Raw genomic sequence first — 12,429 nt, forward strand, 5'->3', positions numbered from 1 at the left:
TCTCTTACAGAGTGGGGGAGTGGCCGGCGGGGCTACTTCATGCCGGCGGTGGCGATGCCCTGGGTGAAGTACCGCTGCAGCACGGCGAAGACGATCAGTACCGGCAGCACGATCAGGAACGCCCCGGCCATCAGCATCCCGTTGGAGCCGGACGACTTGTTGGGGTCGGTCGCGAAGGTGGCCAGCGCGACCGGGAGGGTGTACTTGTCGGGATCGTTGGTGGCGATCAGCGGCCACACGAAGTTGTTCCACGAGCCCAGGAACGTGAAGATCGACAGCGTCGCGAGGGCGGGTTTGACCAGCGGCATCACGATGCGCCAGAAGATGTACCACTCACTGGCGCCGTCCATCCGCGCCGCCTCGAGCAGTTCGTCGGGGATCGACTGCATGAACTGCCGCATGAGGAAGACCCCGAAGGCCCCGGCGGCGAACGGCAGGACGAGCGCGGCGTAGGAGTCGATCAGCTGCAACTTGCTCATCAGCACGAAGAGCGGGAGCAGCATCAGGTTGCCGGGCACCATCAGCGCACCGAGCACCAGGCCGAAGACCTTGTTCCGGCCGACGAAGTTCAGCTTGGCCAGGGCGTAGCCGAGCATCGAGCAGAAGACGAGGTTCGCGACGGTGACCAGCACCGCCACGATCACCGAATTCATGAAGTACAGCGGCAGATCGAGCTTGTCGAGCAGCCGGTGGAAGCTGTCGAGGGTCCACTCGGAGGGAATCCACACGGGCGGACTGGCGGTCAGGTCCGTCGAGGTCTTGAAGGCGGAGAGCGCCATCCACAGAAAGGGCGCGGCCATGACGAACAACGCGACGGAAAGCAGCACATAGACAAGCGGCTTCCGCATCACCGCGGACTTGGCGCTCATTTGGTGTTGTCCTTCAGCAGTCGGAGCTGGAGCACCGTGATGCCCATGATCACCACGAAGAGGACGTACGCCATGGCACTGGCATAGCCCATGTGGAAGAAGTTGAAGCCCTCGCGGTACATGTTCAGCGACACGGTGAGCGTGGAGTCGGAAGGACCTCCCTGCGTCATCACGAAAGGCTCCTCGAACACATTGAGATAGCCGATCGTGGTGATCACCGTGGCGTACAGCAGCGTGGGCCTCAGCAGGGGAACCGTGATGCGGCGGAACTCCTGCCACCCGCCGGCACCGTCGAGCTTGGCGGCCTCCCGCACCTCGGTGGGAATGGCCTGCAGCCCGGCGATGAACAACACCATCACGGTCCCGAGATTCCGCCACACCGCCATCGCGATGAGGGACGGCATGGCAAGCGTCTCGCTGCCCAGGAAGTCCGGTGCGGTGAGCCCGAGTTCGGAACAGAGGCCGGCGATCAGGCCGTCGCTCGGATCGAGCACGAACCGCCACACGACGGCCACGGCGACGATGGAGGTGACGACGGGAGCGTAGAACCCGACCCGGAAGAAGGTCCGCGCCCGATCGATCCCGTTGTTCAGAAGCACGGCCACGACAAGCCCGAGAAAGATGGTGAGCGGAACCCCGACCACCACGAAGTACCCGGTATTGAACAGCGACTTGAGGAACTTCTCGTCCCCGAACAGGTTCGAGTAGTTCTCGAAGCCGATGAAGTTCGCTTCCCAGGGCCGGGTGACGTTGCGCAGCCCGAAGTCGGTGAAGCTCATCGCCAGCGTGGCGACGATCGGGAACGCCATGAAGACGGTGAACAGAACGAGGAAGGGGGTGGAGAAGAGCCACCCGGCGGCATTCTGCACGCCCAGGGAACCCCGACGGCGCCCTTTCACGGCCGCGCCGCCGGCCTCCTTGCCGGGCGGCAACGCCCCTTCGATCGGCGCCCCTTCGGCCTTTCCGGTGGTGGTGCTCATGATGGCTGCCTACTTCACGAGGTTCTCGATCTCGGACTGCGCCTTGCCGGCGGCGTCCTCGGCGGAGGCCTTGCCCTGGGTCACCGACTCGATGGCCGCGTCGACCTTGGAGGTCACTTCGGTCCAGTTGGCCAGCGCGGGCGAGGTCTTGGCGGTCTCCATCTGCTTCTTGAAGACCTGAAGACCGGCGTTCTCGGCCAGCTCGCCGCTCTCCCACGCCTTGGTGTTGGCAGGCAGGTCGCTGGTCCGCTCGTACCAGTCGGCCTGCCCCTCGGCGCCCGTCAGGTACGAGATGAACTTCTTGGCGGCCGCCTTGTGCGAGCTGTCCTTGGAGATCGCGAGGCTGGACCCGCCCGCCATCGAGGTGGAGGTCGTGTCGGCGGGCACGGGCGCGACGCCCCACTTGCCCTTCAGGTCCGGGTACTGGTCCTTGATCAGCGTGGCGATCCAGGGGCCGGAGAAGAACATCGGCACGTCACCGGTGTTGAAGTCCTTCAACGGGTCGTAGCCGGGCTGGGCGCTCTTGGTGCTGAGCCCGTCCTTGACGTACGCGCCGTACTCCTTGAAGGCCTTCACCGCGGCGGGGCTGTCGATGACGGCCTTGCCGTCCTTGTCGACGACCTCGCCGCCGGCCGAGTACAGGAAGGGGTAGAAGGACTGGACGGTGTCGAGCCCGCGCGGCTGCAGATAGATGCCCCACTTGCTCCCCGCCTTCTCCTTCAGCGCGGAGGCCATGGCGCGCAGCCCCTTCCAGTCGGCCGGCGCCTTGCTGACGCCTGCCTTCTTCGCGAGGTCGGTGCGGTAGTAGAGGACGCGGGTGTCCACGTACCAGGGCACGCCGTACGCGGTGCCGTCCACCTCGCCCTGCTGCCAGCCGGCCGGGAAGAAGTCCTTCTGGTCGAAGGTCTTGGTGTCGACCGGTTCGAGGACACCCAGTTCGGCGAACTCGCCCATGTAGCTGCCGCCCATCTGCGCCACGTCGGGCAGCTTGCCCGCGGCGGCCGCGGAGACCAGCTTCTGGTGGGCGACGTCCCAGCCGACGGGGGTGACCTTGACGGTGATGTTCGGGTTCGCCTTCCGGTACTCCTCGGCGACCTCCGCGAGCTTCTCGCCCTCGGCACCCATGGCCCAGACGGTGAGCGTCTGCTTCTTGTCGGCGGCGACCTCGTCACCGGCGGAGCTGCCGCACGCGGTGACGGCGAACGCCGTCGCGAGTGCGATGGCGGCCGAAGCGGTTCTGGCGGCGCGGTGCATGGACGGCTCCTCCTTGAGCTCCCGGGGTTCCGGCGCCTTGCGGCACCGGATGTATGCGCTGCCTGTAAGCGCATACATCACTCTGTTGCAGCGCCCCGGATGACCGCAAGGGGGTCTTGGTCACACTCCCGTAACGGGGGTGACATGGGGAGGCGTGCGTGGAGTGCCCGTTGTGAGCAAAGTAAGCGGAATGCTTGATTCCGGGAAGGGAATGTGTCGGGGTCCTCATCGCGCGTTCCCCCATGTTGGCTGGTCCCTGGCCCCTGGGCCTTGGGCGGTTCTGGGTGGGGGTCGCCCTGCGCGGACGGGTGCGGGTCCGCTGTGGCCGTTCGCGCAGTTCCCCGCGTGGGCTGGCCCCTGGGCCTTGGACGGTGCGGGGTGGGTGGGTTCCTCCCTGCGTGGGCGGGTGCGGGTGTGTTGTGGCTGGTCGCGCAGTTCCTCGCGCCCCTAAAGGACCGCTCGCCGTTGCTGGCGCTCTGCGTGTGCGGCTGCGGGTGCGTCGTGGCCGTTCGCGCAGTTCCCCGCGTGGGCTGGCCCCTGGGCCTTGGACGGTGCGGGGTGGGTGGGTTCCTCCCTGCGCGGGCGGGTGCGGGTGTGTTGTGGCTGATCGCGCCGTTCCTCGCGCCCCTAAAGGACCACTCGCCGTTGCTGGCGCTCTGCGTGTGCGACTGCGGGTGCGTCGTGGCCGTTCGCGCAGTTCCCCGCGCCCCTTAAAAGCCCACCCGCCGTTGGGGGCCGTGCTGCGTGGGCGGGTGCGGGTTCGTTGTGGCTGGTCGCGCAGTTCCCCGCGCCCCTAAAAGCAACAGCTCGCCGCCCCCGTATCCCTGAAAGCAGCAGCCCGCCGCGCCCGTACCCCTAAAAGCAGCAGGCCGCCGCGCCCCCGAGGCGCCGACCCGCCCGAGACCCGCCTGAGGCACCGCCCCACCCGAGGCCACACCCGAGACCCCCCCCGGGAGGCACCGGCCCTGCGGGGCTTGCCCGAAGAAGCCCCACCGGGTCGCACCCGCGTACGCGCCGGAGGGGGCGCGGGGGTATGTGCGCACGGAGCACCGAGCACACTGTGCCGTCTTTGTCCGTGCAGCGTGGCGCAGGGATAGCGAGTACGTACATACCCCCGCGACCCCGCCCCACAAGACGGACCCAAGGCGGCACGAGCCCCAGGCGCCCCCGCCAGACCCCCCACAGCCGGACCCAAGACGCACCGTCCTAGGGTCACCGCATGCCCGCGTTCGCGCACGACTTCCCGTTCGATCCGGCCCACGGCTACACCCTCGACGACCTCCTGGCGGTGCCCGCACCCCCCGCCCCGGACGACTTCGCCTGCTTCTGGCAGGCCCGGCACCGCGCCGCCCGCGCCACCGCGACCGCCCCCGTCCTCGGCCCCCTGGAGGAAGAGCGCGACGGGCTCCGCGTGTACGGCGTCACGTACACCTCCGTCGGCGGCGTCCGCCTCGGCGGCTGGCTGGCGCTGCCCGCCGAGGGCCCCGCGGAGCACGGCTTCGTCGTGGCCCACGGCTACGGCGGCCGCGACGCCCCCGGCCCCGACCTCCCCCTCCCGCTGCCCCGCTCCGCCGCCCTGCTCCCCTGTGTACGCGGCATGCGCACCCGAGGCCGCCACCTCCGCAGCCCCGACCCCCGCATCCCCGACCCCCGCATCCCCGCGAACGCCGCCGCCCACGTCCTGCACGGCATCGCCTCCCGCGACACCTACGTGATCGCGGACTGCGCGGCCGACCTCTGGTGCGCGGCCTCAGCGCTCCTCGAACTGGTCCCGGAGCTGGGCGACGGCGAGAACGGACCCCAGGACCAAGGCGCGCCCCGCCTCGGCTACCTGGGCGAGAGCTTCGGCGGCGGACTCGGCGCCCTCGCCCTCCCCTGGGACAACCGCTTCGCCGCGGCGCACCTCACCGTCCCCACCTTCGGCAACCATCCCCTGCGCCTGACGCTCCCCTGCACCGGCAGCGGCGAGTCGGTGCGCGCGTACCACCGGGAGCACCCCGAAGTCACCGACGTCCTGCGCTACTTCGACGCGGCGACGGCGGCGACGTACCTGCGCATCCCGACCCTGACCGCCCCCGCGCTCTTCGACCCGGCGGTCCCGCCGCCGGGCCAGTTCGCGGTGCACAACGCGCTCGCGGGCCCGCGCGAACTCCACGTCCTGGAGGCGGGGCACTTCGAGCACGAGGGCACGCAGGCACAGACGGAAGCCCTGGCGAGGGCTCGCCGCACCTTCTTCAGAGCAACGCTCTAAGCCTGCCCCACGCCTTGCCCCTGCCCCTGCCCCTGCCCCACGCCTTGCCCCTGCCCCTGCCCCTGCCCCTGCCCCACGCCTTGCCCCTGCCCCTGCCCCTGCCCCACGCCTTGCCCCTGCCCCTGCCCCTGCCCCACGCCTTGCCCCTGCCCCTGCCCCTGCCCCACGCCCTGCTCCTGCCCCACGCCCTGCCCCTGCCCCACGGGCGCCCCGCACCCGCAACTGGCCCGCCGCACCACACGCACCGGAAGCATCAGATCGACGGGTTCGCGGTCCCGCTCCTCGCCGAGCCGGCGCACGAGCAGTTCGACCGCCTCCTCGCCCAGCTGTCGCATCGGCTGCCGCACGGTGGTCAGCGCGGGCCGCACCAGGCGGCTGAGGGGGATCCCGTCGAAGCCGGTGACGGCCACGTCGTCCGGCACCCGCACCCCGCGCCGCTCCAGCGCGTGCAGCGCGCCGATGGCCATCTGGTCGTTGGCGAAGAGCATGGCCTCGGGCGGCGCGTGACCACGGCCGGACGTCCCGCCGCCCTCACCTGCGTCGAGACCCGTGTCTCCACCCGTCCCCGCCCGGTCGAGCAGCGCGTCGGCGGCCCGCGCCCCCTCCGCCTGCGTCATCATCCCGGTCCGCAGATCGGGCTCTTCGCGTACGGGAAGCCCCGCGTCCCGGCACGCCTCCTGGTACCCGCGGAACCGCGCCTGCGCGTCCGGCGAACGCTCCTCGCCGCCGACGAAGGCGAGCCGCCGCAGCCCGTGGTCCTCGATGAGATGCCGGGTCAGCTCGCGCTGGCCGTCGGCGTTGGCGACCTCGATGTGGTCGAGGTGGTCCAGCTCGTCGTTCTCGCGGGGCCCGGCGAGCATCACGACCGGCAGCCGCCGCGAGATGACGTCGAGGTCCTCGGTCGGCACGGTCCTGGCGAGCACGGCGAACCCGTCGACGCGTCCGGCGACCTTGGCGACCAGACTCTCCGGGCCGCCCTTGAGCGAGGCGGCGATCAGCAGGGCGTACCCGTGCCGGCGGGCCGCCCGCTCCATGCCGCGGATGATCTGGTCGGAGTAGAGCATGAAGGCGTGGTCGTCGTCGGCGTCGGCCGCGGCGGCCTCGGTCTCGGTGTCCGGGTCCGAGAGGTCGGGGAAGCAGAGTCCGAGGACTCCGGTGGAGCGGCTTGCGAGCCCGCGGGCGTTGCCGCTGGGCACGTAGCCGAGCTCGCGGGCCGCGGCGAGGACCCGCTCGCGGGTCGTCGCCCGGACCGAGTCCGGGTTGCGGTAGACCCGTGACACCGTCGCGATGGAGACGCCCGACCGCTCGGCGACGTCGTACACCGTGGGAGTTGTGCTCACCCGACCGCCCGCCTGTTTCTCTTTCCGGTTCCGGTTCCGGCTCCGGTCTCTCGTCCCGGCCGTCCCGTTCTGAAAGCGCATTCACAGTAGGCGCGTACCGTGACCGTGAGCAAGGCCGGCTCTTCTGGACGGGTCGGCCGGAACGGGGAGGAACGCAGGTGGGCGGGGTCTGGTCGGGTGTCAGGGAGCGCGTGCTCGCGCTCCGCGGGGCGCCGAACCGCACGGCGGTGTTCGGTGCGGGGTCCCTTGTGCACGGCCACCGGTTCGAGCTGCGCCCGGTCCTGACCGAGGCCCAGCTCGCGGCGGTCGAGCAGCGGCAAGGAGTCACGTTCCCTGCGGAGTACCGTAGCTTCCTGCTGGAGGTGGGGGCGGGCGGGGCGGGCCCGGACTACGGCCTGTTCCCGGTGGAGCCGGTCGCCCCCGAGAACGCGGCGGACGCCCCGGACACGAGGGGTCCCACCCCTGAACGCGTGGCCCCGCAACCGGACGCCACCCCGGGCGTGTTCCGTCCCGAGCGCACCGCCGAGTGGGAGGAGCACCAGTCCGCGGAGCCGCGGCGGTCGGCGTACGAAGACACGGCGGAGGCAGGGGAGCGGTACCGCGACGACTGGGCGGCCTGGGACCGGCGCGACGACGAGCTCCTGGAGACGCTGACCGAAGGCGCGCTCCACGTGAGCGAGCAGGGCTGCGCCTACTACACGCTGCTGGCCCTGACCGGACCCGAACGCGGCACGATGTGGCAGGACGTCCGTGCGGCGGCCGAAGGCGTGGTCCCGTTCGAGTTCCTCGGCAGCACGGAGCGGGTCACGTTCGCCCAGTGGTACACCCACTGGCTTGACCACGCGGAACGAGTGGCGTGGCGGGAGCCGGAGAGCTCCCCGGCCGCCGGGAAGAGACATCCTTAGCCGGTGAGGTCCCTCGGGGCCGTCAACCGGCGAGCCGTCTCACCGGGCCGCCCCGCCCCGGGCCACGGCTCACTCGCGCCCCCACACCAACAGCCCCGGCAGTTCCGCCGTCCGGTCGTTGTCGCCGGGGCGCAGGCCGGACTTGGCGCTGTTCTTCCAGGTCATCGACACGATCGGGGTGGCGCTCTCGTCGACGGTCACCTTCGAGCCCGCGTAGCGCTCGCCGGGGGCGGTCTTGCCGCGGAGCTTGGCGGCGGTGGCGTCGGCCGCCTTCTTCGACGCGGTCCGCACGCAGAGCGTCTCCGAGGACGACGTGCCGTCCTTGCCGAGCCGTCCGCCGATCGCGAAGAGCACGGCGTCCGCGTCCTCGCGCTTCGCGTAGTACGTCGCCTCGTACACGTCGCCCAGGCAGTCGGCGACCGCCTCGTACACCGCGTCGTCGCGCAGGGACGTGCCGGGTGCGGAGAGGCCGAGCGCCACGTCCGACCGCTTGGCGGCGCGGGCCGAGCCGGAGACCTCGTACGTCCCCGACTCACCGTCCTTCCTGTACCGGGTGCCCTCGTCGGTGCGGGTCGCCCGGTAGCCCTGCTTCTTCATCGCGCGCTCGACCGCTTCCGTGTCGAACTCCCCGGTGAGGAGCGAGCTTTCGCCGACCTGGACGGAGGTCCGCACGTCCTTCGCGTCGAACCCCCAGTCCTTGCGGACGCTCCCGCCCGTGTAGCCGTGCTGGGCGACTTCGAGGATCCCGAAGCCGTCGAGTCCTCGGTAGAGCGAGGGGTTCTCGGCGACGAGCCGCCGCGCGGTCCGCACGTCCCGGAACGTCACCGCCTGGTCGGCCGCCGAGGCCGGCACCGCGTCCAGCGCTCGCTCGAGCCCGGTGCCGTCGCCCTCGTCGTCGCTGCCGCCGGGCAGGGAGCAGCCACCCGCGCCCACCGTCAGGGCGACCGTGAGCAACAGGGCCGGCAGGACGCGGGAGCGGCGGGGTATGCGCATGCGCGGCAGTGTGGCACAGCGGGCCCGCCGCGCAGCCGGGGAGTGCGAATGTCATCCCGTGCCCGCCACACCGTGCTCGCCACAGCGTGCCTGCCCCCCCAGCTCATGTGCCCGCCCAGCCTCAGCAGCCCCCCCAGCCTCAGCAGCCCCCCCCAGCCGCAGCAGCCCAGCCCAGCCTCAGCAGCCCAGCTCGGCCGCAGCAGTCCCGCCCCGCCACCCCGCCGCTACTCCGTCCGCCGCCGGATCTTGTTGCCCAGCCACACCAGCGGGTCGTATTTCCGGTCCACGGCCCGTTCCTTGAGGGGAATCAGGGCGTTGTCCGTGATCTTGATGCCCTCGGGGCACACCTCGGTGCAGCACTTGGTGATGTTGCAGTAGCCGAGTCCGTGCTCCTCCTGCGCGGTGCGTTTGCGGTCGAGGCCGGAGTCCGCCGCCGCGTCCAGCGGGTGCATGTCCAGCTCGGCGACCCGCATCAGGAACCGCGGTCCGGCGAAGGCGTTCTTGTTCTCCTCGTGGTCGCGCACCACATGGCAGGTGTCCTGGCACAGGAAGCACTCGATGCACTTGCGGAACTCCTGCGGGCGGTCCACGTCCTCCTGCTGCATGCGGTATTCGCCGGGGCCGAGGTCCGCGGGCGGCACGAACGCCGGGACCTCGCGCGCCTTGGTGTAGTTGAAGCCGACGTCCGTCACGAGGTCGCGCACGACGGGGAAGGCGCGCAGCGGCGTGACCGTGATGACCTCCTCCGGCTCGAAGACCGACATGCGCGTCATGCACATCAGCCGCGGCCTGCCGTTGATCTCCGCGGAGCACGAACCGCACTTGCCCGCCTTGCAGTTCCAGCGCACGGCGAGGTCGGGGGCCTGGGTGGCCTGGAGCCGGTGGATGATGTCGAGCACGACTTCGCCCTCGTTGACCTCGACCTCGAAGTCCGCCAGGTCACCGCCGCCGACATCCCCGCGCCAGACCTTGAATTGCGCGTCGTACGAACTCACTCGTACAGCTCCTCTTCAGCCAGGTACTTGACCAGCTCCTCTTTCTCGAAGAGGGCGAGCAGGTCCGAGCGGATGGGTTCGGTCGGCACCCGGACGAGGTCGATCTGGCCGCGTACGGGATCGGTGGCGGCCAACCCTTCGCTGGGGTCGGCGAGTTGGCAGAGCAGATTGGCGCGGCGCCACTCGCGGTTCATTGCCGGGTGGTCCTCGCGGGTGTGGCCGCCGCGGCTCTCCGTGCGCTCCAGGGCGGCCCGCGCGATGCACTCGCTGACCAGGAGCATGTTCCGCAGGTCGAGGGCGAGGTGCCAGCCCGGGTTGAACTGGCGGTGGCCCTCGACGCCCGCCCGCCGTGCCCGTACCCGCAGCTCGGCGAGCTTCTCCAGGGCCTGCTCCATCTCCGCCTCGCGGCGGATGATGCCGACCAGGTCGTTCATGGTCTGCTGCAGTTCCTGGTGCAGGGTGTACGGATTCTCCGGCGTCGCCCCGTCCTCAGGGCCCTCGGCGCTGAACGGCCGCAGCGCCTCGGCGGACGCCGCGTCGACCTGTGCCTCGTCCACCGGGGGGCGGGCGGCGAGACCCGCCGCGTACCGGGCCGCGTGCAGGCCCGCGCGCCGCCCGAAGACCAGCAGGTCGGAGAGCGAGTTGCCGCCGAGCCGGTTGGAGCCGTGCATGCCGCCCGCGACCTCACCGGCGGCGTAGAGCCCCGTCACGCGGCGGGCGGCCGCGGAGTCCGATTCGACGGCGATGCCGCCCATCACGTAGTGGCAGGTCGGCCCGACCTCCATCGCCTCCGCGGTGATGTCGACGTCGGCGAGCTCCTTGAACTGGTGGTACATGGAAGGGAGCCGGCGCTTGATGACCTCGGCGGGCATGCGCGTCGACACGTCGAGGAAGACCCCGCCGTGCGGTGAGCCGCGGCCCGCCTTGACCTCGGCGTTGATGGCGCGCGCGACCTCGTCGCGGGGCAGCAGCTCGGGCGGGCGGCGGTTGTGGTCCGGGTCCTCGTACCAGCGGTCGCCCTCCTCCTCCGACTGCGCGTACTTCTCCTTGAAGACGTCGGGGACGTAGTCGAACATGAACCGCTTGCCCTCGGAGTTCCTGAGCACCCCGCCGTCGCCGCGCACCGACTCGGTGACGAGGATGCCCTTCACCGACGGCGGCCAGACCATGCCCGTCGGGTGGAACTGCACGAACTCCATGTTGAGGAGCGGGGCCCCGGCGAGCAGCGCGAGCGCGTGCCCGTCGCCGGTGTACTCCCACGAGTTCGACGTCACCTTGAAGGACTTGCCGATGCCGCCGGTGGCCAGGACCACGCTGGGCGCCTCCAGCACGAAGAAGCGGCCCGACTCCCGGTCGTAGCAGAAGGTCCCGCTGACCCGGCCGCCCTCGCCGAAGCTGTCGTCCTCCTCCTTCAACACCCGTGTGACGGTGCATTCCTGAAAGACCTTCAGGCGTGCTTCGTAGTCCCCGAACTCCTTGTGGTCCTCCTGCTGCAGCGAGACGATCTTCTGCTGGAGGGTGCGGATCAGTTCCAGGCCGGTGCGGTCGCCGACGTGCGCGAGGCGCGGGTACTCGTGGCCGCCGAAGTTGCGCTGCGAGATCCGTCCGTCCGGGGTGCGGTCGAACAGGGCGCCCCAGGTCTCCAGCTCCCACACCCGGTCCGGGGCCTCGCGGGCGTGCAGCTCGGCCATCCGCCACTGGTTGAGGAACTTCCCGCCGCGCAGGGTGTCACGGAAGTGGACCTGCCAGTTGTCGCCGGAGTTCACGTTGCCCATGGAGGCGGCGATGCCGCCCTCGGCCATCACCGTGTGGGCCTTGCCGAACAGTGACTTGCAGATCACGGCGGTACGGGCGCCCTGCTCGCGCGCCTCGATCGCGGCCCGCAGGCCCGCGCCCCCGGCCCCCACCACGACGACGTCCCACTGCTGTCGCTCCACTTGAGACATCAGAAGGTCCTGTCCACTAGAAGAAGCGCGGATCGTCGAAGGCGCCGCTCGCGACCAGGTAGACGTAGAGGTCGGCGAGCGCCACGCTCGCCAACGACGTCCAGGCGAGCAGCATGTGACGTGCGGTCAGTTTCCCGGTCCACTGCCACATGCGGTAGCGCACCGGGTGCCGGGAGAAGTGTTTGAGCTTGCCGCCGATGACGTGCCGGCAGGAGTGGCAGGAGAGCGTGTAGATCCAGATCAGAACGACGTTGACCAGGAGCACGAGCGTGCCGAGCCCCATGTGGCCCCACTCGTAGTGCTCGTCGCGGAAGCCGAGGACGGCGTCGTAGGTGAGGATGCCCGCCACCGGCACGGCCGCGTAGAAGAAGTAGCGGTGGATGTTCTGCAGGATCAGCGGGAAGCGGGTCTCGCCCGTGTACTTCTTGTGCGGCTCGGCGACCGCGCAGGCGGGCGGTGACGCCCAGAACCCGCGGTAGTAGGCCTTGCGGTAGTAGTAGCAGGTCAGCCGGAAGCCGAGCGGGAAGATCAGGATGAGAATGGAGGGGGACAGGCCCCACCAGCTGCCGAAGATCTCCCAGTTGGGGCCCGAGCGCATGGGCTCGCAGTTCTCGGCCACGCACGGCGAGTAGAACGGCGAGACGTAGGGCGCCGCGTAGTAGTCCGCGTTCGCGAAGGCCCGCCACGTCGAGTAGACGATGAAGGCGAGCAGCCCTGCGGTGGTCGCCGCCGGCGCCAGCCACCAGCGGTCCGTACGCAGATGGGCAGCCGTGATGGCGGCGCGCGTGCCGTCGCGCACGCCGCCGCCCGGGGCCGGTCCGCTCTTCGGTTGGGGTTCCGTGCCGGTGGCCAACGAGGCTCCACTCCTTCGTCCTGGGATCGGGGAGAGGCTCTGC

9 protein-coding genes and 1 pseudogene are annotated in these 12,429 nt (G+C 70.6%); 2 read left to right on the forward strand and 8 right to left on the reverse strand.

Going from position 1 to position 12,429, the window contains the following annotated elements; genetic code table 11:
• Positions 1–32: 32 nt before the first annotated feature.
• From ACZ592_RS07335 to ACZ592_RS07345, 3 genes are read right to left on the reverse strand one after another with little or no spacing between them, the layout of a single operon-like run.
• Positions 33–869 carry a carbohydrate ABC transporter permease gene (locus ACZ592_RS07335; protein WP_471580514.1) on the reverse strand — a complete coding sequence of 279 codons (837 nt, stop codon included), beginning with the start codon at positions 867–869 and terminating at the stop codon, positions 33–35.
• Complete coding sequence (locus ACZ592_RS07340; protein WP_471580515.1) at positions 866–1,849, reverse strand: carbohydrate ABC transporter permease; 984 nt, start codon at positions 1,847–1,849, stop codon at positions 866–868. Before ACZ592_RS07340 ends, ACZ592_RS07335 begins: the two co-directional genes overlap by 4 nt.
• A gap of 9 nt (positions 1,850–1,858) precedes the next feature.
• Positions 1,859–3,103, reverse strand: a complete 1,245-nt coding sequence (locus ACZ592_RS07345; protein WP_471580516.1) for a sugar ABC transporter substrate-binding protein — start codon at positions 3,101–3,103, stop codon at positions 1,859–1,861.
• Between the two features lie 1,219 nt (positions 3,104–4,322).
• Between ACZ592_RS07345 and ACZ592_RS07350 the strand changes: the two genes are divergently transcribed.
• Positions 4,323–5,354, forward strand: coding sequence for an acetylxylan esterase (locus ACZ592_RS07350; RefSeq protein WP_471580517.1), 1,032 nt, complete (start codon positions 4,323–4,325; stop codon positions 5,352–5,354).
• Between the two features lie 209 nt (positions 5,355–5,563).
• Here the strand turns inward: ACZ592_RS07350 and ACZ592_RS07355 are convergent.
• Positions 5,564–6,676: pseudogene (locus ACZ592_RS07355) on the reverse strand (LacI family DNA-binding transcriptional regulator); the annotation flags it as partial.
• A gap of 209 nt (positions 6,677–6,885) precedes the next feature.
• On the opposite strand from ACZ592_RS07355, the gene ACZ592_RS07360 reads away from it, so the two are divergent.
• On the forward strand, positions 6,886–7,599 hold the full coding sequence (locus ACZ592_RS07360; RefSeq protein ID WP_471580518.1) for an SMI1/KNR4 family protein: 714 nt from the start codon (positions 6,886–6,888) through the stop codon (positions 7,597–7,599).
• Positions 7,600–7,668: 69 nt separating this feature from the next.
• Here the strand turns inward: ACZ592_RS07360 and ACZ592_RS07365 are convergent, their stop codons facing one another.
• The 4 genes from ACZ592_RS07365 to ACZ592_RS07380 all read right to left on the reverse strand — a co-directional run bounded on the left by ACZ592_RS07365 (position 7,669) and on the right by ACZ592_RS07380 (position 12,386).
• Positions 7,669–8,592 (reverse strand): hypothetical protein, encoded by a 924-nt coding sequence (locus ACZ592_RS07365; protein WP_471580519.1) that lies wholly within the window; start codon positions 8,590–8,592, stop codon positions 7,669–7,671.
• A gap of 224 nt (positions 8,593–8,816) precedes the next feature.
• Positions 8,817–9,587 carry a succinate dehydrogenase/fumarate reductase iron-sulfur subunit gene (locus ACZ592_RS07370; RefSeq protein WP_471580520.1) on the reverse strand — a complete coding sequence of 257 codons (771 nt, stop codon included), beginning with the start codon at positions 9,585–9,587 and terminating at the stop codon, positions 8,817–8,819.
• On the reverse strand, positions 9,584–11,533 hold the full coding sequence (locus tag ACZ592_RS07375) for a fumarate reductase/succinate dehydrogenase flavoprotein subunit (protein ID WP_471580521.1): 1,950 nt from the start codon (positions 11,531–11,533) through the stop codon (positions 9,584–9,586). The genes ACZ592_RS07370 and ACZ592_RS07375 overlap by 4 nt, the downstream gene beginning before the upstream one ends.
• Positions 11,534–11,549: 16 nt before the next feature.
• Positions 11,550–12,386 carry a hypothetical protein gene (locus tag ACZ592_RS07380; RefSeq protein WP_471580522.1) on the reverse strand — a complete coding sequence of 279 codons (837 nt, stop codon included), beginning with the start codon at positions 12,384–12,386 and terminating at the stop codon, positions 11,550–11,552.
• Positions 12,387–12,429: the final 43 nt, after the last annotated feature.

The sequence above is a fragment of the Streptomyces sp. NPDC040622 genome, assembly GCF_055593965.1.

Bases quoted from the DNA above. Each gene is read 5' to 3' on its own strand.
- ACZ592_RS07335 (WP_471580514.1), bottom strand. From the start codon at position 869: ATGAGCGCCAAGTCCGCGGTGATGCGGAAGCCGCTTGTCTATGTGCTG.
- ACZ592_RS07345 (WP_471580516.1), bottom strand. From the start codon at position 3,103: ATGCACCGCGCCGCCAGAACCGCTTCGGCCGCCATCGCACTCGCGACG.
- ACZ592_RS07350 (WP_471580517.1), top strand. From the start codon at position 4,323: ATGCCCGCGTTCGCGCACGACTTCCCGTTCGATCCGGCCCACGGCTAC.
- ACZ592_RS07365 (WP_471580519.1), bottom strand. From the start codon at position 8,592: ATGCGCATACCCCGCCGCTCCCGCGTCCTGCCGGCCCTGTTGCTCACG.
- ACZ592_RS07375 (WP_471580521.1), bottom strand. From the start codon at position 11,533: ATGTCTCAAGTGGAGCGACAGCAGTGGGACGTCGTCGTGGTGGGGGCC.
- ACZ592_RS07340 (WP_471580515.1), bottom strand. From the start codon at position 1,849: ATGAGCACCACCACCGGAAAGGCCGAAGGGGCGCCGATCGAAGGGGCG.